The organism is Zooshikella sp. RANM57, from assembly GCF_050749885.1.
In the GTDB taxonomy this organism is placed as follows: Bacteria; Pseudomonadota; Gammaproteobacteria; order Pseudomonadales; family Zooshikellaceae; genus Zooshikella.
This window is the reverse complement of record NZ_JBOIUB010000003.1, coordinates 17499-41411: the sequence shown is the minus strand read 5'-3', so window position 1 is coordinate 41411 and position 23913 is coordinate 17499. Positions and strand designations below refer to the sequence as shown.

General features: G+C 41.3%; 21 protein-coding genes and 1 riboswitch. Of the genes, 10 read left to right on the top strand and 11 right to left on the bottom strand.

Annotation, left to right across the window (positions count from 1 at the left end; all coding sequences use genetic code 11):
- Window positions 1–40 precede the first annotated feature (40 nt).
- From deoD to ACQ96U_RS07565, 7 genes are all read right to left on the bottom strand, one after another.
- Window positions 41–760: a purine-nucleoside phosphorylase gene (gene deoD / locus ACQ96U_RS07595; protein ID WP_431720643.1), complete on the bottom strand. Its 720-nt coding sequence runs from the start codon at window positions 758–760 to the stop codon at window positions 41–43.
- Between the two features lie 16 nt (window positions 761–776).
- Complete coding sequence (locus ACQ96U_RS07590; protein ID WP_431720642.1) at window positions 777–1997, bottom strand: phosphopentomutase; 1221 nt, start codon at window positions 1995–1997, stop codon at window positions 777–779.
- Between the two features lie 11 nt (window positions 1998–2008).
- Window positions 2009–3349 carry a thymidine phosphorylase gene (gene deoA, locus ACQ96U_RS07585; protein ID WP_431720641.1) on the bottom strand — a complete coding sequence of 447 codons (1341 nt, stop codon included), beginning with the start codon at window positions 3347–3349 and terminating at the stop codon, window positions 2009–2011.
- A 2-nt stretch (window positions 3350–3351) separates the two neighbouring features.
- The gene (gene deoC / locus ACQ96U_RS07580; protein WP_431720640.1) at window positions 3352–4125 is read right to left on the bottom strand and encodes a deoxyribose-phosphate aldolase; all 774 of its coding nucleotides are present in this window, start codon (window positions 4123–4125) and stop codon (window positions 3352–3354) included.
- A gap of 231 nt (window positions 4126–4356) precedes the next feature.
- Window positions 4357–5592, bottom strand: a complete 1236-nt coding sequence (locus tag ACQ96U_RS07575) for a NupC/NupG family nucleoside CNT transporter (RefSeq protein WP_431720639.1) — start codon at window positions 5590–5592, stop codon at window positions 4357–4359.
- A gap of 231 nt (window positions 5593–5823) precedes the next feature.
- Entirely contained in the window at window positions 5824–6231 is a 408-nt protein-coding gene (cdd, locus tag ACQ96U_RS07570) for a cytidine deaminase (protein ID WP_431720638.1), read from the bottom strand.
- 63 nt (window positions 6232–6294) lie between these two features.
- On the bottom strand, window positions 6295–6453 hold the full coding sequence (locus ACQ96U_RS07565) for a hypothetical protein (protein ID WP_431720637.1): 159 nt from the start codon (window positions 6451–6453) through the stop codon (window positions 6295–6297).
- Between the two features lie 509 nt (window positions 6454–6962).
- Here ACQ96U_RS07565 and ACQ96U_RS07560 point away from each other — a divergent pair.
- A complete protein-coding gene (locus ACQ96U_RS07560) occupies window positions 6963–7718 on the top strand; it encodes a TerC family protein (RefSeq protein WP_431720636.1) in 756 nt (251 codons plus the stop codon).
- Between the two features lie 71 nt (window positions 7719–7789).
- Window positions 7790–8821, top strand: a complete 1032-nt coding sequence (locus ACQ96U_RS07555) for a quinone-dependent dihydroorotate dehydrogenase (RefSeq protein ID WP_431720635.1) — start codon at window positions 7790–7792, stop codon at window positions 8819–8821.
- 75 nt (window positions 8822–8896) lie between these two features.
- On the opposite strand, the gene rmf is transcribed toward ACQ96U_RS07555, so the two are convergent.
- Window positions 8897–9109, bottom strand: a complete 213-nt coding sequence (gene rmf, locus ACQ96U_RS07550; RefSeq protein WP_215821107.1) for a ribosome modulation factor — start codon at window positions 9107–9109, stop codon at window positions 8897–8899.
- A gap of 327 nt (window positions 9110–9436) precedes the next feature.
- On the opposite strand from rmf, the gene rlmKL reads away from it, so the two are divergent.
- From rlmKL to ACQ96U_RS07530, 4 genes are all read left to right on the top strand, one after another.
- A complete protein-coding gene (rlmKL, locus tag ACQ96U_RS07545) occupies window positions 9437–11620 on the top strand; it encodes a bifunctional 23S rRNA (guanine(2069)-N(7))-methyltransferase RlmK/23S rRNA (guanine(2445)-N(2))-methyltransferase RlmL (protein WP_431720634.1) in 2184 nt (727 codons plus the stop codon).
- 313 nt (window positions 11621–11933) lie between these two features.
- The gene (locus ACQ96U_RS07540) at window positions 11934–12245 is read left to right on the top strand and encodes a hypothetical protein (RefSeq protein WP_431720633.1); all 312 of its coding nucleotides are present in this window, start codon (window positions 11934–11936) and stop codon (window positions 12243–12245) included.
- Window positions 12246–12580: 335 nt separating this feature from the next.
- Window positions 12581–12826: a glutaredoxin family protein gene (locus tag ACQ96U_RS07535; protein WP_431720632.1), complete on the top strand. Its 246-nt coding sequence runs from the start codon at window positions 12581–12583 to the stop codon at window positions 12824–12826.
- An 11-nt stretch (window positions 12827–12837) separates the two neighbouring features.
- Window positions 12838–13707: an ABC transporter substrate-binding protein gene (locus ACQ96U_RS07530; protein WP_431720631.1), complete on the top strand. Its 870-nt coding sequence runs from the start codon at window positions 12838–12840 to the stop codon at window positions 13705–13707.
- Between the two features lie 35 nt (window positions 13708–13742).
- Here the strand turns inward: ACQ96U_RS07530 and cobO are convergent, their stop codons facing one another.
- The gene (gene cobO / locus ACQ96U_RS07525; protein WP_431720630.1) at window positions 13743–14345 is read right to left on the bottom strand and encodes a cob(I)yrinic acid a,c-diamide adenosyltransferase; all 603 of its coding nucleotides are present in this window, start codon (window positions 14343–14345) and stop codon (window positions 13743–13745) included.
- 20 nt (window positions 14346–14365) lie between these two features.
- Window positions 14366–16216 (bottom strand): TonB-dependent receptor domain-containing protein, encoded by a 1851-nt coding sequence (locus ACQ96U_RS07520; protein WP_431720629.1) that lies wholly within the window; start codon window positions 16214–16216, stop codon window positions 14366–14368.
- Between the two features lie 149 nt (window positions 16217–16365).
- Window positions 16366–16613, bottom strand: a riboswitch (cobalamin riboswitch).
- Between the two features lie 99 nt (window positions 16614–16712).
- Here ACQ96U_RS07520 and ACQ96U_RS07515 point away from each other — a divergent pair.
- A complete protein-coding gene (locus ACQ96U_RS07515) occupies window positions 16713–17588 on the top strand; it encodes a cation diffusion facilitator family transporter (protein ID WP_431720628.1) in 876 nt (291 codons plus the stop codon).
- Window positions 17589–17591: 3 nt separating this feature from the next.
- Here the strand turns inward: ACQ96U_RS07515 and ACQ96U_RS07510 are convergent, their stop codons facing one another.
- Complete coding sequence (locus ACQ96U_RS07510; protein ID WP_431720627.1) at window positions 17592–18656, bottom strand: AraC family transcriptional regulator; 1065 nt, start codon at window positions 18654–18656, stop codon at window positions 17592–17594.
- 323 nt (window positions 18657–18979) lie between these two features.
- On the opposite strand from ACQ96U_RS07510, the gene ACQ96U_RS07505 reads away from it, so the two are divergent.
- From ACQ96U_RS07505 to ACQ96U_RS07495, 3 genes are all read left to right on the top strand, one after another.
- Window positions 18980–20647, top strand: a complete 1668-nt coding sequence (locus tag ACQ96U_RS07505; RefSeq protein ID WP_431720626.1) for an FAD-binding oxidoreductase — start codon at window positions 18980–18982, stop codon at window positions 20645–20647.
- A complete protein-coding gene (locus ACQ96U_RS07500) occupies window positions 20634–22202 on the top strand; it encodes a glycerol-3-phosphate dehydrogenase/oxidase (protein WP_431720625.1) in 1569 nt (522 codons plus the stop codon). Before ACQ96U_RS07505 ends, ACQ96U_RS07500 begins: the two co-directional genes overlap by 14 nt.
- Before the next feature lie 128 nt (window positions 22203–22330).
- A complete protein-coding gene (locus ACQ96U_RS07495; RefSeq protein WP_431720624.1) occupies window positions 22331–23905 on the top strand; it encodes an FGGY-family carbohydrate kinase in 1575 nt (524 codons plus the stop codon).
- Window positions 23906–23913 lie beyond the last annotated feature (8 nt).

Here is a 23913-nt window from a genome sequence, read left to right as displayed (position 1 = left end):
AAAAACCCCAAAAATGGGGTTTTTTTATTTTGATTACGTTTTATGCTTGATCACCTGCAATAATGGAGTCTAATGCAAGTTCAATCATATTTTTAAAGGTAGTTTGGCGGTCTTCAGCAGATAATGCTTCACCACGACGGATATGATCACTCACTGTAAGAATAGCGAGAGCATTAGCACCATATTCTGCAGCTACACCATATAAACCTGCTGCTTCCATCTCTACACCAAGTACATTGTATTTTTCCATAGCATCAAAAGATGATGGATCTGGAGTATAGAATAAGTCTGCAGAGAAAATATTACCTACTCTTACAGGCAAGTTTTTGGCTTTTGCTGTGACGTAAGCATTTTGCAATAAGTCAAAGTTAGCAAGTGCAGCAAAATCATAATTCTTAAAGCGAATACGGTTTACGTTTGAGTCGGTACTTGCTCCCATACCAATAATGACATCTTGTAAATTAATGTCTGAATTTATGGCTCCACAGCTACCGACACGAATAATGTTTTTAACATTATATTCAGTAATTAATTCTTTTGCATAAATAGAAATAGATGGGATGCCCATGCCTGATCCCATGACTGAAATACGACGACCTTTGTATGTGCCGGTATAACCGAACATATTGCGTACATCAGTAACGAGCTCAGCATTTTCTAGAAAATTCTCAGCAATAAATTTAGCGCGTAGAGGGTCACCTGGCATTAAAACTGTATCAGCAAAAGCACCTTCTTTAGCATTAATATGTGGTGTTGGCATAACTACTTTACCTCAATTAATTAAGAAAAGATGTTCCGTAATCCATTGGTTCTAAAGAAAAATAAGACGCGAGGCTTTGACCAATGTCGGCGAAAGTTTCTCGACCACCTAATGAGCCTGGATTAATGGATTTTCCATAGACAAGTACAGGGATGTGTTCGCGTGTATGGTCTGAACCAGGCCAGGTAGGATCACAACCGTGATCTGCAGTGATAATCAGCACGTCATCATCTTGCATAATATCTAGCAGTTCAGGTAAGCGTTGATCAAAATATTCTAGCGCTTTGGCATAACCTGCTGTATCACGACGGTGGCCGTATGATGAGTCAAAATCAACAAAGTTTGTGAAAACAATACTTTGATCTGAAGCTTGATTAACTTCTGTTAAGGTTGCATCAAATAAAGCTTCGAGACCCGTCGCTTTGATTTTGCGGGTAATTCCTTGGTGAGCAAAAATATCAGCTATTTTACCAACACTGACAACATCTCCACCTTTGGCCACTAATTTATCAAGAATAGTTGCAGAGGGAGGCGGAACAGCATAATCGCGACGATTACCCGTGCGCTGAAATTCTTCAGGTGAATCACCAACAAAGGGGCGCGCAATAATACGACCAATATTGTATTTATCGCAGAGCTTGCGGGCTATCAGGCAAAGTTCATAGAGGCGTTCTAAGCCAAAGCTTTCTTCATGACAAGCAATTTGAAATACACTGTCAGCAGAAGTATAAACAATTGGCTTACCTGTTTGACGGTGCTCTTCGCCTAAATTTTTGATGATTTCGGTACCTGATGCATGACAGTTACCTAAAATACCAGGTACTTTGGCTTCAGCGATAAATTCATCTAGCAATTCTTGAGGGAAACTCTTTTCCTTGGGTTCAAAATACCCCCAATCATAGAGTACAGGAACACCTGCAATTTCCCAGTGACCACTAGGCGTGTCTTTACCACTACTGAGTTCTTTTGCGTAACCGTAGGCTCCCGTAATATCAATTTGGGTTTCTACGGCTTGAGGAAATGTTCCAGCACTTTCTTGTGCTGCATGCATTAAACCCAGTTGTGACAAGTTGGGTAATTTAAGAGGGCCTGTGCGGCCCTCAATTTCAGCCTGGCCAGTTGCACAGGCTGCTGCAATATGACCCAAGGTATTGGCTCCAGTATCACCGAATTTATCAGCGTCTTCTGTAGCACCAATACCAAAAGAATCAAGAACCAGAATAATGGCTCGTTTCATGAGTGCATCTCCTACTGCTTGCTCACATCCTCCTTCGTAATACGTTCATACACGCAAGGGTTTGCTGCTGGACGCTGATCACTAATGGTAATAGCGTTAATAATTTGCTCTTGAACTTCAGCAAACTGTGCTTCGTTGCGTGCATGCACCGTAATTAGAGGTGTTTGCGTATCGACTTTATTGCCTAATTGACAAATATCTGTCAGTCCAACGGCATAGTCAATAGTGTCTGTGGGTCTTTGACGTCCACCACCGAGTTTAACAACGGCTAAGCCAAGCGCTCGGGTGTCCATAGCTGAGACGTAGCCTGATGTTGGCGCATAAATTGGTTTAACGACTTCTGCTTTTTCTAAGTAATTGTCATAATTTTCTACAAAGTCTGCAGGTCCACCCAAACTAGTGACCATTTTGCCAAAGATTTCAGCCGCTTGACCATTATCCAGGCACGCATTCAGTTTGCTGCGGGCTTCATCCAGGTTGGAAGCTAGTTTTGAGAGCACTAATAGTTCTGCGCATTGCTCAATGGTGACTTCATGCAGTCGAGAATTACGGTATTCGCCTGTTAGGTATTTAACTGCTTCACGTACTTCGACACCATTTCCTGCTGAACTGGCTAAACATTCATTCATATCAGTAAGAAGTGCTGATGTAGCAGTACCGGCACCATTAGCTACAGCAACAATACTTTCAGCTAACGCTTTAGAGTCTTCATACGTAGGCATAAAAGCACCAGAGCCTACTTTAACATCCATGATTAATGCTTCTAAACCCGCTGCTAGTTTTTTAGAAAGGATAGACGCGGTAATTAAATGAATAGATTCTACAGTACCAGTGACATCGCGGATGGAATAAAAGCGTTTATCAGCTGGGGCAAGGTCTGCCGTTTGGCCAATAATAGCAACACCAACGTCTTTCACTGTTTTTCTGAACAGAGCGTTGTCTGGACAGGTTTGGTAGCCAGGGATACTGTCAAACTTGTCTAATGTGCCGCCAGTGTGACCTAAGCCACGACCAGAAATCATAGGTACATAGCCACCGCATGCAGCAAGCATTGGGCCTAGCATTAGGCTGACAACATCACCCACTCCGCCAGTAGAGTGTTTATCGATAATGGGCCCTGGTAGATTTAGGTCATCCCAGCTTAGCACTGTACCTGAATTACGCATCGCTAAAGTGAGTGCAACGCGCTCATCCATAGTCATTCCGTTAAAGAATATCGCCATGGCTAAGGCAGAGATTTGGCCTTCAGATACGTTACCATTGGTGATGCCACTAACAAAAAAATCAATTTCAGCGTTGCTTAGTACGTGGCCATCACGCTTACGACGAATAATTTCTTGAGGTAAAAACATAATTAATAACCTTTTGACTCTGTGGGTTGCTCACCGTGACCTAATGTGTGAAGTAAACTTGCAAGTAAGCTACTGGCACCAAAACGAAAATGTTCAGGTGTTACCCAGTCTTTACCCATTATTTGTTCTGCAAGTGCAATATACTCAGCAGCTTGAGCTGCGTCTTTAACACCACCAGCAGCTTTAAAACCACAGTTTTTTCCAGATTCTTTAATGGCTGTGAGCATCACTTCAGCTGATTCAAGTGTGGCATTGACAGGCACTTTTCCTGTTGATGTTTTGATAAAGTCTGCTCCAGCATTTATTGAAATCTCGCTGGCTTTTTTAATTAGTGCTGGGTCTTTTAACTCACCACTTTCAATAATGACTTTAAGTAAAACTTTTGATCCACATGCTGTTTTACAAGCTGCAACCAAGTCATGACCAACTTGCTCGTTACCAGCAATTAAAGCTTTATATGGGAAGACAACATCAACTTCATCTGCACCATACGCAATTGCTGCAGCCGTTTCTTTGACGGCAATTTCAATATCGTCACCGCCTGCTGGGAAATTGGTGACGGTCGCTATTTTGATGGCGTCTGCATTTAGCGATTTTAATGTTTTAGCGGCTACCGGAATAAAGCGAGGATAAATACAAATGGCCGCTGTGTTACCAACAGGTGTTTTGGCTGATTGACACAGTGTGATGATTTTTTCATGAGTGTCATCATCATTAAGTGTCGTCAGATCCATGAGTTGAAGTGCACGAAGTGCAGCGTCTTTAATATTTTCCATAAATCTCACTCATTAAAAAACTTTTTGGACGTAATGCCAGAGAAAAAAGAGGTTAAAATATCACTATTTATAACAGTTAGTTTCTAATGCGAAAAAAGCCTTAATGTAAACAATAGCAAAAGAAAAAAGTCTCGAAATAAAATGATGCTATTTGTATGATTACAAAAATTGCAGGCTTTTAGAATGGCAACACCTACTAAAAGTAGGTGTTGCTGGACTGGGCAATTATGCTTAAAGCATGAAGAATAAGCCTGCCAAGGTTGCACTCATCAAGTTTGATAAAGTACCAGCGGCAACAGCTTTTAACCCTAAGCGAGCAATATCAGGACGACGGTTAGGTGCCATAGCACCAAGGCCTCCTAACAAGATGGCAATAGAGGATAGGTTGGCAAAGCCACACAACGCAAAGTTGGCAATTACCTGACCTTGTGCGGTTAGCTCACCTGCTTTAATAAGTTCTCCATAAGACATAAAGGCAACAAATTCATTGGCAATGATTTTTTGACCAATAAGAGAAGCTACTTGAGTTATATCTGCTGCAGGTGTACCAATAATGAAGGCAATTGGATAGAACACCCAACCTAAAATTTTCTCAATGGTCAAGTCTGTCATACCAAAGATTTCACCAACACCACCTGTAATACCATTAAGAACTGCGATTAAACTAATAAAGGCAATCAGCATGGCACCAACGTTAACACACAATTTAAGACCATTGGATGCACCAACGGCTGCAGCATCGATTACATTCACTGGTTGGTCTGGGTCTTCGTCGATAGCACTTTGGATGTCTTGGTGTGGTTCTTCAACTTCAGGCTTAATAATTTTAGCCATGAGTAGACCACCAGGAGCAGACATGAAACAGGCAGCCAACAGGAATTTAAGATCACCACCCATGCTGACATAACCAAACAGTACAGTACCTGCAACGGAGGCTAGGCCACCTACCATAATGGCAAATAATTCAGACTGAGTCATACGGGAAATAAATGGGCGAACAAGCAACGGTGCTTCAGTTTGTCCCACAAAAACGTTTGCTGTGGCAGAGAGAGACTCAGAGCGACTGGTGCCAAGTAACTTCTGTATTCCACCACCAATTACCCGAATCACTAACTGCATGATGCCTAGGTGATAGAGAACAGCGATTAAAGAAGAGAAGAAGATGATTACAGGTAATACTTTGATGGCAAATAAAAAGCCCCAGTCTCCAGCACCAGGATTGATTAAACTACCAAATAAAAATCCAATACCTGCATCTGCATAACTGAAGAGCTTACTGACGCCACTTGCAAGTGCTTCGACTGCAGCTCGGCCAGCATCAAAATAAAGTGCAAAAGCACCTAAACCTGCTTGGAGAAAGAATGCACCTGCAACAGTGCGTGGATTAATAGCTTTTTTATTATCTGAGAGTAGGAAAGCTAACCCGAGCAGGGTAACGATCCCTAATAGACTGATTAATATTTCCATGGAGCATAAACCTCTTACTGCTTTAATATTATTTGGCACCGATTATTACAAATCGAAAAAAACTATAGAAGCAATTTTATTTACTTTTTTATCTCTGCTTAACCTGGGTCAATTTACATTTTTTAGGGTAATAAAAGCGATAGCGACCATATAAAAATTGGTAACCCAACCTTAAATCTTGAGAAGAAAATCACAAAGATATTCTTCTCAATGCTGATTAAAGATAAGAATTTAGAAATTAAAGCTAGCCGGGAGTAGCTCGTTCATATGCCAAAGTGTTGTTTCTTCTTTGTCACATGCGGCATAGACTGGCGCATTTTCAGACAAAAACTCAGCCATAACCTGACGGCATGCTCCGCATGGTGAGTACAATTTATTACCTGGCATGTAGATCAGCAAACCTACAAGGTCTTCTTTTTTTAGTCCTTGTGCGACAGCAGAAAAAATGGCAGTACGCTCGGCGCAGTTGGTGAGGCCAAAAGAAATGTTTTCGACATTACATCCGGGAATTATTTGTCCGGCTTTAGTGATAAGGGCTGCACCTACGGGAAAATCACTGTAGATACAGTAAGCATTAGCAGCGGCTTGTTTGGCTGCAGCTTTCATTGCCATGAGTGTATCATTGGGAATTTCATTCATACCAAAACCCTCTGATAATCTGCTATATAAGCATTAAGCAAATGAGCAGTTTACCAATGACTATCAAAAAAGGATGGCTTCTAGGTCAATTGTTTTATGCCATGAGGCTTTAAGTGAGCCTAACAGAGGCAATAAACTTGTAGCACGGTAGTTTATTTCAATGTCCTGACTACTATCAATCAAACGGTTTATTACCACTGGTGCAGAACGCAAAGCCATCATTCGTTACTACTATACCTTTCGCGAAGCATTTATAGGGGCTAGATGTATTGTTAGATCCCCATGAAAAGCGCGGTTTGGGTATATAAAACAATAGTCTTAACACACTCAATACATTTCGTATGAATGTGTTGACACTGTTTAAAAATGAAAAAGGGCTTTTAAGCCCCTTGCATATATAGTTTTAAGCCAACTTATTGATTTAACTGTTATTACCGTCACAGATTGCCATCACTTGAACGAAAATGCAAGCACCTGTCTGTGTAAACCAAGATAGTTTAAATGACATAGATGAAGGGGATCATTACGAAGTAACTGATTAAGTCGGTAAGCTATTAATTATCTTTTAACAGAGACCGCATTAATACAATGAGAGTATGGATTCTTGCTGAATTGCTTCTATAATTCGTAAATTTTTTAAGAGGTTATTTTGACGTATATCATATTGATAGGCTGATGCTCATATACTTCTCAAAGTCCTTTTCGTCAATGTCAACAATGTAAGGTTTAATATGGAATGGCTTTTTGATCCACAGGCCTGGATCGCTTTGGCTACACTAACAGCGCTAGAAATAGTTTTAGGCATAGATAACATCATTTTTATCTCCATTCTGGTGGGCCGTTTACCTAAAAATGAGCGCCAGAAAGGACGGCTTATTGGCCTATCGCTTGCCATGGTAACACGGATTGTGCTGTTGCTTTCTTTAACCTGGATTATGCAACTGACAGCGCCATTATTTACGGTTATGGCACAGGAAATATCGGGTAGAGATATTATATTACTTGCAGGAGGCTTGTTTCTGATCGCAAAAAGTACTTTTGAAATTCATAGCTCTCTTGAGGGGCCAGAAGACCATCAGCATAAACAACAACAGGTTAGTTTTATCGGGGTCTTAGTTCAGATTGCTTTGATTGACATTGTTTTTTCATTTGATTCTGTCATTACTGCTGTAGGTTTGGCTCAGCATGTTCAAGTTATGATTATTGCCATTATTATCGCGGTGTTGGTAATGATGGTTGCGGCAAAATCAATCAGCGATTTTGTCGATCGCCATCCAAGCATAAAAATGCTGGCATTAAGCTTTTTGGTATTGATTGGAACGACCTTAGTGGCTGAAGGATTAGATTTTCATATTCCTAAAGGGTATATCTATTTTGCTATGGCTTTTTCCTTTGGTGTGGAGATGCTCAATATGCGCCGTCGAAGTCGACAAGGTATTCCGGTTGCATTACATCGGCCTCTCAGTAAAGAGGAAGTGGAAGAATAACCATAGCGATAGTAAGCTTTCAGGTTATAATTTTGCGCGAACCTGCAACTATGGAGTAAAGGGTTAAGTCTGTGTATCACTTATTGCGTCGATTATTGTTTACATTACCACCAGAACTAGCACATGATGCTGGTTTAAGCGCTATCAAGACGGGTCAAACATTAGGTTTGGCCCGTTTTTTTATACCTCAAGTGCCTGATTATCCTGTTCAACTTATGGGGTTAACTTTTCCTAATCCTGTGGGGCTTGCGGCAGGTATGGATAAGAATGCTGATTGCCTTGATGGACTGGGTAATTTAGGGTTTGGCTTTATTGAGGTTGGCACGGTCACGCCAAAGCCTCAGCCAGGGAATGAGCGTCCACGATTATTTAGAATACCTGAAAAACAAGCCATTATTAACCGAATGGGGTTTAATAACAAAGGCGTTGACCATCTTGTTGAGCAAGTGGCTGGCCGGAAATACTCAGGTATCGTTGGGGTAAATATTGGAAAAAACCTGACCACTGCTGTTGAACACGCTAATGAAGACTACTTAACTTGCTTACGAAAAGTTTATCTAGCGGCAGATTATATTGCGGTCAATATTTCTTCTCCCAATACGCCAGGTCTAAGAACATTGCAGTTTGGGGACTCTCTCAAGCAACTGTTGTCTTGTTTGAAGTCGGAGCAGCAGGCACTGGCCAAGCGTTATGGCTGTTATCGGCCGTTAGCACTTAAGATTGCACCTGACTTAACGGATGAAGAGATCAAACTGGTAGCAGATGCTGTGTGTGATCAGGGGTTTGATGGCATCATTGCTACCAATACAACGATTGACAAGCATCTGGTGTCTGATACTAAGCATGGACAAGAAGCAGGTGGACTCAGTGGTGCCCCGTTAAAAGATGAGTCGAATAAAGTCATTAGTGCTTTGCGGGGGGAGTTAGGCGTTGATTTCCCCATTATTGGCGTTGGAGGGATTATGAGCGCAGAGGATGCAGTACAAAAAATTAAGTCTGGCGCTAATATTGTGCAAATTTACTCTGGCTTTATTTACCAGGGCCCGGCGTTAATTAGGGACTGTGTACTTGCGATTAAAAGGTCATTTGCTGAGGGGAAATAAGTCTTTGTTGATCAGGGCCTTTGAAACTAAGGCCCTGTTTCTATTTAGTGTGTTAAAAAATTAAGAGGAGAGAATTTAACTGTAGTGCAGCTGTTGCTGCTTATGAATGCCAGATACACCGGTATAGCCATCCCAGCTATCGGTTCGTCCTTCTCGCCAGCCGGTTAGCCATGCTTGTCGTTGATGGAGTTGATCATGTGGACAGGATTCTTTAGGTTTTCCTGTAATACCTGATTGATATCCTTTTTGGAAAGCCCTTTCTTCTCTACTTCTTTTTTGTCTTTTCATAATCCAGATCGCCTCACTGGCTTAAATGAGTGAATTGAATGATTACAGTGGTAAGTTTTTGTAAAAAAGGAATGCTTACATAAAACTGGTGGTTGGTGACTCCTCTTAACACACACCTCAGTTAGAGTAATAGCGGATAGCACTATTAAAGTTAAGAAATCATTATTTATAGATAATTAATCTTTTATTAATCCTGTCTATATGAGTCTAGTTCATTGAAGTAGTTCAATACAAGGAACAATAAGCAATAATGAAGATTATGCTTTGCATTCATAGAAGATCCGCTAGAATAGCCGGATTTTTTACCTGCTCAGATGATGACGTACTATGGCAAATACGATAGTTGACTGCTTTGTAACTTGTGCAAAACACCTAGAGAGCCTTTTAGCTGAAGAGGTTCGGGCGCTAGGAGGGCACAGTATTAAAGAGACCGTTGCTGGTGTGACATTCAAAGCATCCATGCCTGATGTCTATCGTGTTTGTATGTGGAGTCGTCTTGCTAATCGGGTTTTACTCCCTTTGGTTCAAGGAAACGTTGAGCATGCCGATGATTTATACGCACTGGTTCAACAAGTACCTTGGGAGGATCATTTATCTCCAACAGGAACCTTAGCGGTTGATTTTTCTGGTTCTTCGAATGCCATTCGCCATACTCGATTTGGTGCACAAACCGTTAAGGATGCCATTGTTGATCTTTTGCGAGCAAAGACAGGAAAGCGCCCTTCAGTTCAACTTAAACAACCAGATATTAGGGTTAACGCATATCTTAAGCGGGATAATGTCATCATTGCTTTGGATCTATCAGGTGAAAGTTTGCATCAGCGGGGTTATCGGTTACAGGCTGGAACAGCGCCACTTAAAGAAACACTAGCCGCCGGAGTTTTGTACCGCTTAGGTTGGTCTAGCCACTGGCAAGATTACCCAATGCTTGTTGATCCCATGTGTGGTGCTGGAACGCTGATAATAGAAGCAACTCATATGGCTATGGATCGTGCGCCAGCACTAAATCGTCAGTATTTTGGTTTTAACCGTTGGTACGGACATATTCCCTTGCTGTGGCGAGAAGTCGTCACTGAAGCTCAGGATCGCTTTGCGGCAGGCCATGAGCGAGACTTGCCTGAGCTGATCGGGCTGGAAACCAATCAAGCAACGCTTAATGCTGCATATAACAATATTCAGCGCGCCGGGGTGAAAGACAAAGTTCAAATTAAACACCAAGACCTTTCAACATTGTCACAAGTCATTGGCAACTGTGAGAAGGGGTTTTTAGTAACAAACCCACCTTATGGGGAGCGTTTAGGGAATGATGCGACGCTGCTTTACCTCTATCAAAACCTGGGTACCCAATTAAGAGAACATTGTATGGGCTGGGATGCAGGGTTGATAACAGGGAACCCAGAATTAGCTAAGCGAATGGGATTAAGAGCAAAACGCCAGTATTCATTTTTTAATGGTGCACTGCCCTGTAAACTATTGACCTTTGAAGTATCTCCAGAGTACGTAGTTAAAGCACGACGACCAGTAGAGGATCAGTCTTCAGCTAATACTGATGCACAGATTGAAGCGCCTGTTTCTGCAGGGGCAACAATGTTTGCTAATCGGCTTCGTAAAAATCTGAGAAAGCTAAAACCTTGGCTTAAACAACAGAAAGTTGACTGTTATCGAATCTACGATGCAGACATGCCCGAATATGCTTTTGCAATTGATTGCTACAGTGATTGGTTGCATGTACAGGAATATGCTCCACCAGCAAGTATTGATCCTGAGCGAGCACAGCAACGTTTGCTTGATGCTCTAAGTGTTTTACCCGAGGTGACGGGTATTGCAAGCAATCAAATTGTGCTCAAGCAACGTCGTAAACAAAAAGGAACGCAGCAATATAAAAGGCAAGACCAGACGGGTGAGCTGCTCTCTGTAACTGAATATCAGGCTCGACTATTGGTTAACTTAAAAGACTACCTGGATACAGGACTCTTTTTAGATCACCGGCCTATGCGTAGGCAAATATTTACGGAAGCGAGTGGTAAGCGTGTACTTAATCTGTATTGTTATACTGCTTCAGTATCAGTGCATGCTGCATTGGGTGGTGCCGCTGCAACCGTCAGTGTTGATTTGTCTCCTACCTATATTAGCTGGGCCTCGAAAAACTTTGCATTGAATGGGTTAGGTGAGCAGCATCAATTAATCCAAGCGGACTGCTTAACGTGGCTGGAGCAGGAGCACAGTAAGTTTGACCTGATTTTTATTGATCCTCCTACCTTCTCAAACTCAAAGCGAACTCAACAAGACTTTGATATTCAACGTGATCATGAGCGATTATTAATGCTTGCTATGTCCCGCTTAGATAAACAAGGTACTTTGTATTTTTCCAATAACTTTAGGCGTTTCAAACTTGCGGATGCCTTGTTTCATCAATTTGAGGTGGAAGATATTTCGAGTAAAACCATTGACCCTGACTTCGCTCGAAACCAAAAAATTCATCGCTGTTGGCGACTTCGACATCGAAGTTGAGTAGGGGGCGCTTGTAGTAAAGATTGGGCCAGGGATGGTTGATTGACGAATTTGTTTGCTATTTGATCTAATAGTGTGACTAGGTATTTTTTTGTCTTAGTAAGTGAACTAGGTTCCAAATAGCTGATGTTTGCTGACGGGTATCAATTTATATAAGGCTAGTTGCAGTATAATCCCCAAATAATGCCCCATTGAAGAGGGTGTAGAGGGTTGGGTTGTTTAAGTAAATTGAAGTTATATCGCTCCAGGACAGGGGGCGGTAAATACTAATTTGCCAAGTAGTTATTAGTTAAGCAGTAGTTGGAGACATATTATGCCTGAGATCATTGTTACCATTGCTGGTTTTTTTCCAATGATCATTTTTCCTGCCGCTACAGTGATTCAGTTAGTTGCACTGTTGAAAAGCAAAACAGGAAAAGGGGTCAGTAAAATGACCTGGTTTCTCTTCGGAGTTGCGAATATAGGTGCTTACCTAATGAGTCCACAAAATTATGCAGCGATTCAGTCCATCATTGGCTTTTTAGGAACCGCATTGATCGATTTTGTCATCGTCTTTCTAGCATTCAAATATGAGCTAAGCGAACGGAACACTACAAGTCGCTGTGGTGCTGCTGTTACAAACTAATTTTTATTTCCTGGTCATGAAAAAAGCTCTTTTAAAAGAGCTTTTTTTTCGTCTTTTATTTGGGGTTATGGTTGTTAGATGAAAATTACTTTAATGCTTTTATTATGATATGACCAAGTATTCCCTATTTTAAAATAGATCACTCCCTATAAAGAAATCGCAATGAAGGTTGCTAGGGCCTGTTGAATCACCACTGCCGTAGACTATTTTTTTGCCTAGATTAGACTTTTACCGTCATAACAGCGATATTCAAATAGTGTTAACAGGCCCTAATATGCTATAAAGCACAAGGGTTATGGTTACATTTTATAACGGCTTGATTATAGAGCTATAGTATGGCAAAACGAAAATTGGTTCTTTATTCTACTGAAGGCTGTCACTTGTGTGATCAAGCTTTATCCTTGATAAATTCAAGTGTACATGCATCTGATCTAGACATAGAAGTCGTAGATATTGCTTTAAGTGATGAACTGATGACCCTTTATGGGGTGCGTATTCCTGTGCTGAGAGAGAGGCAGCGAGAAGAAAAGCTTTTCTGGCCATTTGATGAGGCGCAATTATCAGCATGGCTTTCTGTATGACAGGCTGCAGTGTGTTGAAATTGTTTTTTTCTATGTTCGTTTGGGTTTTGGTTAATCCATGCAGTCAAGTAGTAGCGACACAACTTCCGGATAATAAAAAAACAGAAAATAATACACCTAGAGTAGTAAGTTTGGCACCTCATATTACTGAGTTATTATATGCTGTGGGGGCTGGTAAGAATATTGTTGGTGTTATTGATGGTAGTGATTTTCCCCCTGATGCACTAAAAAAGCCTATAATTGGACATTATAATTTACTTAATTGGGAGCAAATCTTTGCTGTACAACCACAGTTGATTATTGCCTGGGGAAGTGGCAATAAACATTTGTTGGGGGGGAAGGCAGAGCAGTTAGGTATACCCATTATTTATTCAGAGCCAAAAACACTTCAAGATATTGCTGACGAGTTAATTAGGTTTGGTAATATAACGGCTCATAAAGTAGAAGCGGAACAGGTTGCGTCAGACTTTAAACAACATTGGCAACGTTTGGCATCTCACGTTAAAAAACAATCATTAAAACAAAAAGTAGCCATATTATTAAACATAAACCCAATACAAACACTGAATGGGCGGCACTTGACGTCTGAAATTATCGAACAGTGTGGTGGGGAAAATATATTTGCCAACGCTAAAGTTATAGCACCTCAGGTTAATTTTGAAGCATTATTAGCTCAACAGCCAGACTGGTTAATAGTGACTGAGCCAACTTTTTTAAAGCAGTTGACGGGGCGTTGGCAATCATTAAAAGCTGTTCAACAAAAAAAAATAATTATGGTTAACCCTGATCACTTTTTACGACAAACGCCGCGTATTTTGCTTGCAATGGAAACGATTTGTCAGAAACTAGCTAACACAGCTATTTCAGGCAAAGAACAATAAGCATCACATTATAAATTCCTTTAATGAAGACTTATTTACCAGTCAATCCCTTCTTGTGCTTTAATGCCAGCATCAAAGGCATGTTTAATCGGCTGAATATCACTCACAGTATCAGCTATGTCGATTAACATCTGTGGACAACCTCTCCCTGTTATAATAACGGATTGCATGGGGGGGCGTTGTTGCAGGGCATTAATAACGTCTTCTGTTGCTAAATAGCCATAACGCAATACATATGTAATTTCATCCAGAACAACGAGTCGTAGGTTAGGATCGCTTAACATTGACTTTCCTGCTTTCCAGACTTCTTGTGTTGCGGCAATATCAACGGCTTTATCTTGAGTTTCCCACGTGAAACCCGTTTTCATCACATGAAATGTGACTTGTCCCGTTTGTTGTAATAGCTGACGTTCGCCACATGGCCAATCGCCTTTAATAAATTGAATAACACCTGCCTGATAACCATGACCTACACAACGTGCTACATTACCAAAAGCTGCCGTTGTTTTACCTTTACCATTCCCCGTTAAGATAATAATGATACCACGAGACTCCTTAGCATCAGCAATACGTTGATCGATATGTTGCTTTTTTTTAATCATACGCGCCTTGTGGCGCGTGTGTTTATCATTCGTCATAAGATTCTTGTATTCGTTATTTAAAGATTGGGACGATACGTTAGGGAAATAAAGGTATTGATACCATCTGTTTCATAAGGAATGTTATTATTCAAATCCTCAACATAATCTTTATCAAAAAGGTTATTTATTTTCCACTCAATACTAAGTTCGTCTGTGAGGGCATAAGACTGAACCACGTTTACGGTCGCATATCCTGGTAAAGTCTGGTCAGTAGAACCTATGTTTTTACGTTCACTTTGGCCTTGCCACTCAATACCTAAATTATATCGACCGAAGGTTTTATGGGCCATAATTGAAAACTGTCTACGACTTCGGTTGGGTAAGGTTTGCTCTTTGGCTTGGCTATCTGTATCTGTGTTTTTATCAATAGGATCTAATATTGTAAAGTTGCTATTAATTTGCCAGTCTTGCCATAGTGTATTGATGGCAAGCTCTAATCCTTTAATTTGAGCTTGCTCACTATTTTCTGGCCTACTATTTTGGAAAATAATCATATCTTTAATATCTGTTTTAAAGACATTTATGTGCCATTGAGTATGCCCATAGTCTGCTTGTAGACCTACTTCATAATGTTTGCTTTGTTCAGGGTTTAAATTGGGGTTACTAAAATTAGGATAATATAGGTCATTAAATGAGGGGGCTACAAATGCTTCCCCATAGCTGGCAGTGACTTTATACGTGTCGTTGATCGGCATACCCCAGGCAAGGTTTCGTGTATTGTGTTTACCAAATTGCTCATTATCATCTTGACGAAACCCTATCAGAATTTCATGTTTTCCAAATTGTAATTGGTCTTGAATGAACCAGGCATGATTATCACGTTCATCTTCATCAAAGTGGGTGGTTGAAGTTAAATGATCATCATAGTAGTCCAATCCAAATGACAATAGCTGGTTTGACGTTAATTGCAGGTTATTTTGCCAGTTAAACGCTTGTCGTTTAGACTCATATAGAAAGTTACGACCTATATGATCTGTTCTATCATCAGATTTATCGGTGGTGAGACCTGCAGTAATGGCAATATCCCATTGTTGTGTTAGCTGGTGGCTATAACGTGCTGTTGCTGTTTCGAGAGTGGTAGTCGTATAAACAGGGCTTGATATGGCATAAGCATTGTCATACTCCGCTTCGGCTTTTTGACGCATAAGTTGTAGGGCAAGCTGACTATTATCAGTGAGCTGATACTGAATATTTCCTGTAAAGGACTTGTTGCGATAGCCATCATTTTCATTGCTTAAGTCACCGTACCAGCGATTAAAACCTTCTGTCGTATAGTAACTCGCCTTTAGTCCATAATAGGCATCAGCCTGTTTACCTTTTATCCCTGCTAGATATTGCTCACTTTTATGAGAGCCAAATCCAGTTTTAACAGTAGGTTCGATAGGTTTTTCGCTGTATTGCTGGGTGAAAATATGGATGACGCCAGCAAGGGCTTCAGATCCATAAAGCACTGAGCGTGGTCCTCTGACCACTTCAATACGTTCCACTTGGTTAATATCAATTGAAGATAAAGAGGCTTTACCATTTGTAGCAGTATTAATTTTTATGCCGTCAACAAGTACGAGTACTTGCTTATCACTTGAACCTCTAAAAAAAAGTTTTGATACAGTACCCTTACCACCCGTAGTCGTAATGTTGACACTGGGCACATGTCGAAGCACATCAAATAGGTCTTGAGCTTGCAAGCGTTCAATATCTTGTCGAGTAAATACATTGACAGGGGCTAAAGAATCAGAAATCACTTGCGGTGTTTTGGTAGCGGTAACCGTCATATTCGGTAGTTGATAACTGTCTTCTGCTTGACACGTAATTGAATAAGACAGACTTATAAATGATATCCCTGTAACAAGTGTGCTGATTTTTTTCATGAAGTCCTCAAAACCATATACTACTGGTGAGTGGCTTTGAGAAGGGCAAACAGGCAACAACTGGTAGAATATGCGTATGCCTATTCTGCCAAAGATTTGTTAAAGTCCCCAAAGAAAGGGAGGTACCTGTGGGTGAAGCCCTCCGCATCACCTAATTTAGGCTATAGGCCGGTATCCGGGCTTACAGGCTGTTGCAGATATAACAACAGCTACCACATCCTTCCCATGTCGATGAGTTTTACTCAGTAAACACAGTGGTTTAAGGGTATTTAGAGTTATCAGATAATCTAAACTGTTTACCGTTGCGGGGGCAGCGTTGGCTTGTTAGAACGAGCAAGGTTCTAATGACCACTCTTCCCGTTTAACCAATAATGGCACCTATAACGCATTGTATGTTGTAAAAAAGCGCTATATTGAGAGCAATATCTACTTGAGTCAAGCTAAAGAGGGCTACTCTTCAGCGTTTACTATTTGGGCGATTGAGTACAAATAAACTATGGCTATTTTTAAATCTGACGATAAAGTGTTTTGGCTGCGCTTCGCAAGTACGGCTTCTGTAGTAACTGCCATTATACTGATTTTGGTAAAATTAATAGCCTGGGTAGTGACTGACTCTGTAAGTATTTTGGCATCGCTCATTGACTCTTCACTTGATGCGATGGCATCCATTATTAATTATGGTGCAGTAAGTTATTCGTTAAAGCCTGCTGATGAAGACCATCGATTTGGTCATGGGAAAGCAGAGTCATTGGCGGGACTGGCTCAATCTATGTTCATTATGGGATCGGCTTTAGTGCTGATTTTTCATGCGGTGGGACACTGGCGTAAATCAATGATGGTTGATGCTGAGTGGGTTGGTGTGAGTGTAAGCGTTTTTGCGATTGTTCTTACGCTTGTATTGTTGTGTATCCAGCACTTTGCCGTCAAATTAACGGGGTCAGTAGCGATAAAAGCAGACTCGTTGCATTATCGAATGGATGTATTAACTAATTTGGCCGTAATTGTAGCATTGATTTTAACCGCTATGGGCTTTACCCAAGCAGATAGCTTGTTTGCAATTGGTATTGCGATCTATATGGTTGTTAGTGCTAGAGAGATTTTAGTGGATGCGATTAATCGACTAATGGATCGTGAGCTACCAGTTTATACCTTATCACATATTGAGACTTTAGCTTTAGCTGTGCATGGGGTACGAGGCATTCACCAATTACGAACACGCCAATCGGGAATGATTCCCATAATCCAGATGCATGTCGAGTTAGATAAAAATTTAACGTTAGAACAAGCACATCAAATTGCAGATAATGTTGAAGCGGCTATTCAAGCAGACTATCCGGATGCTGATATTACCATTCATCAGGACCCCGTTTAATTTTTAGTAATCACTGTGCTTTGTAGTTTGTTCTAAACGATAGTGACTGGGAGTTAAACCCGTCCATCGTTTAAAGCTACGCTGGAATGATCGCACCTCGGTAAAGCCCAAATTTTCAGCAATAGTATGAATTGTCATTGTATTGTCTTTAAGAAAAGATTTGGCTTGTTCCATTCGTACATAATCTAAGAGTTGTTGAAACGTCGTTTGTTCATGTTGTAAATGGCGATGTAATGTTCGAGTCGTCATTGCCAACTGTTTAGCTACGACCTCTTTTGTTAAAGCACCATCACATGAAAGCTGCTGTCGTATAATAGCTTTTACACGTTCTGCTAAACGATTATTGTGGGGGGTGAGCGTAGCAACGACATGTTGTGCATGTTGCTCTAAGGTTTTAAGTAATGCAGGGCTGGCTTGTTGTAGCGGTGTTTGTAAGTCTGTAAGGGAAATATCCAGGCTATTTTCAGGTTGTTCAAACAAGACAGGGCAGTTAAAAAGTTGTTCGTACTCTTGGTAACTGTTATCAAGGGGACAGTTATGACTAAAGTTTACGACAATAGGTGTACGTTCATATTTTCCCGTAATCCATCGTGCATAGTGTGTCCAAGCGGCAAAGCAATGTTCAACCATATGCCGCTTAATCGTTGTGTTTGTATAGATACATGACCAACTGATACGTAGCCGTTCAGCTAGATAGTGTAAGGATGTCCTTCCCATATCACCCACTAGCTTTTCATAAGGTGTGATGCGTTGAATAGCATCTTTTAATGTAGCACAGTTCATGGTGATATAGCCAAGTACATTATAAGACGCTGGTTGTATAAATTGTGCTGCATGTAATCCAAAAAGTGTATCATTTGCATGATCAATTAAAGTGAGAAGCAAGCGTTGTGCACTTTCACCTGGAAGGCGTTCCACGGTGTCTGTACACGAAGTGATTTCTAACTGTTTTAAGAGCTGTTGGGTATTGATGCCTAATTGGTTGGCATAATGCAAGTAGGGTAATAAGCTTCCCCAGGACACTTCACCGAGTAATGTGTTGGCCTCAATTGTTACTTTTTGTGGCATTTTTTGACATTATCTTTGATATTTATTCCCGCTAGTATATATCTATAAGATGTTCTTTTTGAATAAAACTGTAGATATATACCCACAGCGAAGGGTATACCTTTAATTGTAGTTTAGTTGTGGGTATATAAGCGAGATAAGAAATAAACATGATAAGCATATTCTTGGTTTAACGACGAGGCAAGACAATAACGCTCTTGATGATAGATTAAGAGAATAATAAAAATTAAAAAACTTAATAGCAATTTTTGCCATTTATTCGCGGTTTTAATTTTTCAAAATGTATACTGGACAGATGTTGGCTATCGATAGGGAGGTTCGTTATGCAGCGGTGGAATAGCTGGGGAGAAGCAGGCCAAGACTATCCGCTTCCTGAGCATGCGCTTTGCTACTTAGCAGATTTAATCGGTCCAGGTTACCCTCTTGAGGAGGTATTGTTAGAAACAGTATCGACTCAAGTTACTGAAAGTCGTTTGGCAGACCATCCCTTAATAAGTAAAGACCCGGAACTTCGTGTGCGTTATGCAAGAGGTCATAGTTTTGCTGATTGGCTAGCTAAAAAAAGTGGACAATTTGAAACTGTGCCAGATGCCGTTGCTTTTCCAGAAAGTCGTGATGATATCCATCAATTATTAGAGTGGGCAGAGCAGCATGATTGCAATCTTATTCCTTATGGTGGAGGAACGAGTGTTGTCGGACATATTAATCCGCAGGTGTGTTCAAGACCCACATTAACCGTTTGTATGTCACGATTAAGCCGATTGTTAGCGCTGGATAAAGAAAGTTTGCTGGCAACATTCGGTGCAGGAACAATGGGTCCACACGTAGAGTCGCAATTACAGGTTCACGGTTTTACTTTAGGTCATTTTCCTCAGTCATTTGAATACTCCACTTTAGGGGGATGGGTTGCAACACGTTCAAGTGGTCAGCAGTCATTAGGTTATGGACGAATAGAGAAACTTTTTGCCGGTGGTCGTTTAGAAACATTTCAGGGCAGTTATTATCTGCGACCATTTCCTGCAGAGTCTGCTGGTCCTGATTTAAAAGAATGTATTTTAGGCTCTGAAGGACGGCTAGGTATTTTATCTGAGGTGATTGTTAATATTTCTCGGCTGCCGCGTTTTGAAGCATTTTATGGAGTGTTTTTTCCCGATTGGCAGGCAGGAATTGCAACCTGCCAGCAAGCATTACAACAGCGCATTCCTTTATCCATGTTACGGTTGAGTGCGCCAGAAGAAACCGAAACGTTTTTAAGACTATCTGATCAGCAAAATGCGATTCGCTGGCTAGAAAAACTACTTAAGTTCCGAGGTGCTAAACAAGGTCGGTGCCAGTTGCTAGTAGGGGTTTCTGGGGAAAAAGCCCAGTGTCTTCATGCCTGGAAGCAGCTGCGGCGTATCAGTCGTTTTTATGGCGGGGTTAATACTGGACAACTGATAGGTCAACAATGGCAACGTCACCGTTATCGAAACCCTTATTTGCGAGAGTCATTATGGCAGGCTGGTTATGGGGTTGATACGGTAGAAACAGCAACACAGTGGTTACATATTGACTCATTGCGTCAAGCAATGGAGCAAGCGCTTCGTGAAGCATTGCGCGATGAGGTTGAACAGGTGCATGTCTTTACGCATATTTCTCACTGCTATGCACAGGGTGCTAGTCTATATACGACATTTGTATTTCGGCTTGGTGAGACCTACGACATAACCTTAGCACGCTGGCAAAAGCTCAAAGCCGCAGTAATGCAAGCCATTGTCAGTCATGGGGGATCGGTCAGCCATCATCATGGTGTGGGGGTGGATCACCGAGCGTTCCTTCCTTTTACTAAAGATGAACGACAGTTGCAGGCTATTTCTGCGCTGTGTCGTCATTTTGACCCAAACGAAAGATTGTGCTCACACAACTTATTACCCCCTAATAGCCATTCGTTGCCAACAACATTCTGCGATGAACCTCATAAGTTTAAGGAAGCCGCAGATGTTATCGTCTGATTATTTAAAAACACTCTCAAAGCCGGCGTGGGATGTGATTGTGATTGGTGGGGGAATTACTGGTGCAGGCATTTTGCGTGCAGCCGCACAACAAGGGTTACGTTGTTTATTGGTAGAACAACATGATTTTGCCTGGGGAACATCCAGTCGTTCTTCAAGCATGGTGCATGGCGGCTTACGTTATCTGGGGAGTGGTAATTGGCAGTTAGCCCGCGACTCTATTAATGAGCGTGAATGGTTGCAACGATCTTTGCCAGGATTAGTTAATTTTATCCCTTTTTTAATGCTGCATAAGCCTTGGCAGTGGCCGACACATCATGTATTTCAACTATTGTTAGCTATTTATGATGGGCTTGCTGGGTACCGAACTCGTCGGTGGCTAAATAAATTAAAAATACAACAGGTATTACCTTATATAACGTCAACCTGTGCGAGTGGCTCCGTTTTTCAAGATGCACTGACTGATGATGCTCGACTGGTTATGCGGGTGTTACAAGAAGCCAAAAATGATGGTGCTGAGTTATTAAGTTACACGCGCGTTGAGGAACTCGTTTATAAAGATGATCAGGTTGTGGGTGTAAAAGTGTGTTCTGAAGCCAATAAGCAGGCAATACTTGAGGCCACAGTTATCGTTAATGCGACAGGTGTTTGGAGTAATAAACTGGCGCCATTAGCATCGGGATTAACACTAAGACCTTTACGAGGAAGCCATTTGGCATTTCCGGCTTGGCGTTTGCCTGTTCCCGCTGTGGTCAGTTTTTTTCATCCGCAAGATCATCGCCCTGTTTTTATTTATCCCTGGCACAATGCAACCGTTGTTGGCACAACCGATCTAGATGAGACTCAAAAGCTTGATAAAGAGCCTAGAATAACATTAACAGAAATTGATTATTTATTGACTGCTGCGAATAGCCAATTTCCTCAAGCTGCACTTACGGCAAGTGATGTGTTGAGCTGTTGGAGTGGTATTCGACCAGTACTCAGCCAGAAACGGCAACGTCAACCTTCTAAAGAGTCTAGAAACCACCTGATCTGGCAGCAACCAGGGTTGATTTCGGTCAGTGGTGGTAAGCTGACAACCTTTCATTTAATTGCTAAAGAAATTATGGCCTTGGTTGCTCAATATTGCCCAGAAGCACAGCCAGTGTCTGCGGATATATCACCATGGTTGGCAAATGAATCTATTTCCAGTCAGTGGTTATATTATCTTAGTCCACAACAATTGCAGCGTTTATCTGGATACTATGGTAAAGCAGCTAATAAATTACTCACTTGTGCCAAAATAACTGAACTGACTACAATTGGTGCAACGCAAACGTTATGGGCCGAATTACGTTGGATATTGATGAATGAGTGGGTGACGCATTTGGATGACTTGTTGTTACGTCGTACCCGGTTAGGTTTATTAATACGAAAAGGAGGAGAAGAGTATTTACCTCAAATTAAGCAATATTGCCAACAGCTGTTAAACTGGGATGATTTGCGTTGGCAGCAGGAAGTGCAGCGATATCGACGGATTTGGTTGAGTGCCTATCAATTACCAAAAGTGAGTTAGCTTCATTTTGCCTTTACGCCTGATTTTTGGTGACAACCTCTTTGTAGTGAGTAAAAGATAATAGGGCACTTCTAAAAAAGTGCATTTTTAGGGGTTCCCAAGAATAAAAGACTGAAGTTGTTTTAATCATGTTGCTAGAGAAAGGCATGGAAAAAGAACCGTTAGTGTTGGCAATTGACTGTGGTACTCAAAGTGTCAGAGCGATGATTTTTGATTCATCTGGAATGCTTTTAGCAAAGCAACAAATTGCACTACAAGCTTATATATCACCACAGCCTGGCTGGGCTGAGCAACACCCTGATTATTTTTGGCAGCAGTTGTCGATGGCATGCCAACAATTATGGCAAAAGCACCCAGAATATCAGTTTCAAATCACAGGGTTAGCACTTACTTGTCAGCGAGGTTCGGTTGTTTTTCTAGATCAGCAAGGTATGCCACTACGTACCGCTATTTTATGGTTAGATCAGCGGAGGGCGACACAACTGTTACCGTTACCTGGTTATTTAAAATGTGGTTTGGGACTTTTGGGGTTATCGTCAACACTGACGTATTTACAAAGTAAAGCACAAGCAAACTGGGTAAGGCAGTATCAGCCAGAAATATGGGATAAAACGGCTTATGTTGTCTATTTGTCTGGGTATTTACTGTATAAGTTAACAGGGGAGTGGGTGGATTCAACTGGGGCGATGGTCGGTTATTTGCCTTTTGATTATAAAAGATTACAGTGGGCAAAAACGGGATCATGGCGCTGGTCATTAGCAGGTATTACTGCCCAACAATTGTCAACATTATACGAGCCAGGTGCATTATTAGGTCATTTATCACCGCAGGCAGCTAAAGTAATAGGTTTAAAGTGTGGATTACCTGTATTTGCGGCTGCGTCTGATAAGGCCTGTGAAGTATTAGGGGCTGGAGCATTAGCATCTGAAGTCGCCTGTTTAAGCTATGGTACCACTGCAACCATTAATACCATTCAGCAAAAGTATGTTGAGCCCATTCGTTTTATTCCCCCGTATCCTGCAGCCATTCCCAAAGCCTATAACACAGAAATAATGGTATATCGTGGGTTCTGGATGGTGAGCTGGTTTAAGCGTGAGTTTGGTAAGGAAGAGCAGCTTCGTGCTAAGGAGCTTGGTGTTCCCACGGAAAAATTATTTGATGAGTTACTGGCAAAGTCTCCTCCTGGGGCGATGGGTTTAACTTTACAGCCTTATTGGTCTCCAGCTCTAAAACAACCTTTTGGTAAAGGTGCCATTATTGGTTTTGGTGATGTCCATACCAGAGCGCATTTGTATCGCGCTATTGTTGAAGGCTTAGCCTACGCGTTACGAGCAGGAAAAGAGCAAATTGAAGCGCGTAGTGGGACAGCGATTAAGTCAATTCGAGTATCAGGAGGGGGAGCTCAAAGTGATGCTGTACTTCAGTTGACCGCAGATATTTTTAACTTGCCTGTTAAACGTCCACATACTGTTGAGACATCTGGGCTAGGTGCTGCAATTAACGCTTACGTTGGCCTGGGAATTTACTCAACCTATGCGGAAGCTATTTCTGCTATGACACGGCATGATAAATCATTTTTGCCTGATACAGAAAATGTTAAGTTATACAATGCACTTTATGGGAAAGTCTATAAGAAAATGTTTAGCAGGTTACGGCCACTTTATAAAAATATTCAACAGATTACAGGTTATCCTTCATGCTAGGGGCACCT

Excerpts from the sequence above, each read along its gene's own strand:
- ACQ96U_RS07520 (WP_431720629.1), bottom strand. The coding sequence starts at position 16,216 with ATGAAAAAAATCAGCACACTTGTTACAGGGATATCATTTATAAGTCTG.
- cdd (WP_431720638.1), bottom strand. The coding sequence starts at position 6,231 with ATGAATGAAATTCCCAATGATACACTCATGGCAATGAAAGCTGCAGCC.
- rlmKL (WP_431720634.1), top strand. The coding sequence starts at position 9,437 with ATGGCAAATACGATAGTTGACTGCTTTGTAACTTGTGCAAAACACCTA.
- cobO (WP_431720630.1), bottom strand. The coding sequence starts at position 14,345 with ATGACGAATGATAAACACACGCGCCACAAGGCGCGTATGATTAAAAAA.
- ACQ96U_RS07510 (WP_431720627.1), bottom strand. The coding sequence starts at position 18,656 with ATGCCACAAAAAGTAACAATTGAGGCCAACACATTACTCGGTGAAGTG.
- deoD (WP_431720643.1), bottom strand. The coding sequence starts at position 760 with ATGCCAACACCACATATTAATGCTAAAGAAGGTGCTTTTGCTGATACA.
- ACQ96U_RS07540 (WP_431720633.1), top strand. The coding sequence starts at position 11,934 with ATGCCTGAGATCATTGTTACCATTGCTGGTTTTTTTCCAATGATCATT.
- ACQ96U_RS07500 (WP_431720625.1), top strand. The coding sequence starts at position 20,634 with ATGTTATCGTCTGATTATTTAAAAACACTCTCAAAGCCGGCGTGGGAT.
- ACQ96U_RS07505 (WP_431720626.1), top strand. The coding sequence starts at position 18,980 with ATGCAGCGGTGGAATAGCTGGGGAGAAGCAGGCCAAGACTATCCGCTT.
- deoC (WP_431720640.1), bottom strand. The coding sequence starts at position 4,125 with ATGGAAAATATTAAAGACGCTGCACTTCGTGCACTTCAACTCATGGAT.
- ACQ96U_RS07535 (WP_431720632.1), top strand. The coding sequence starts at position 12,581 with ATGGCAAAACGAAAATTGGTTCTTTATTCTACTGAAGGCTGTCACTTG.
- ACQ96U_RS07495 (WP_431720624.1), top strand. The coding sequence starts at position 22,331 with ATGTTGCTAGAGAAAGGCATGGAAAAAGAACCGTTAGTGTTGGCAATT.
- ACQ96U_RS07560 (WP_431720636.1), top strand. The coding sequence starts at position 6,963 with ATGGAATGGCTTTTTGATCCACAGGCCTGGATCGCTTTGGCTACACTA.
- ACQ96U_RS07565 (WP_431720637.1), bottom strand. The coding sequence starts at position 6,453 with ATGATGGCTTTGCGTTCTGCACCAGTGGTAATAAACCGTTTGATTGAT.
- ACQ96U_RS07590 (WP_431720642.1), bottom strand. The coding sequence starts at position 1,997 with ATGAAACGAGCCATTATTCTGGTTCTTGATTCTTTTGGTATTGGTGCT.
- ACQ96U_RS07515 (WP_431720628.1), top strand. The coding sequence starts at position 16,713 with ATGGCTATTTTTAAATCTGACGATAAAGTGTTTTGGCTGCGCTTCGCA.
- ACQ96U_RS07575 (WP_431720639.1), bottom strand. The coding sequence starts at position 5,592 with ATGGAAATATTAATCAGTCTATTAGGGATCGTTACCCTGCTCGGGTTA.
- rmf (WP_215821107.1), bottom strand. The coding sequence starts at position 9,109 with ATGAAAAGACAAAAAAGAAGTAGAGAAGAAAGGGCTTTCCAAAAAGGA.
- deoA (WP_431720641.1), bottom strand. The coding sequence starts at position 3,349 with ATGTTTTTACCTCAAGAAATTATTCGTCGTAAGCGTGATGGCCACGTA.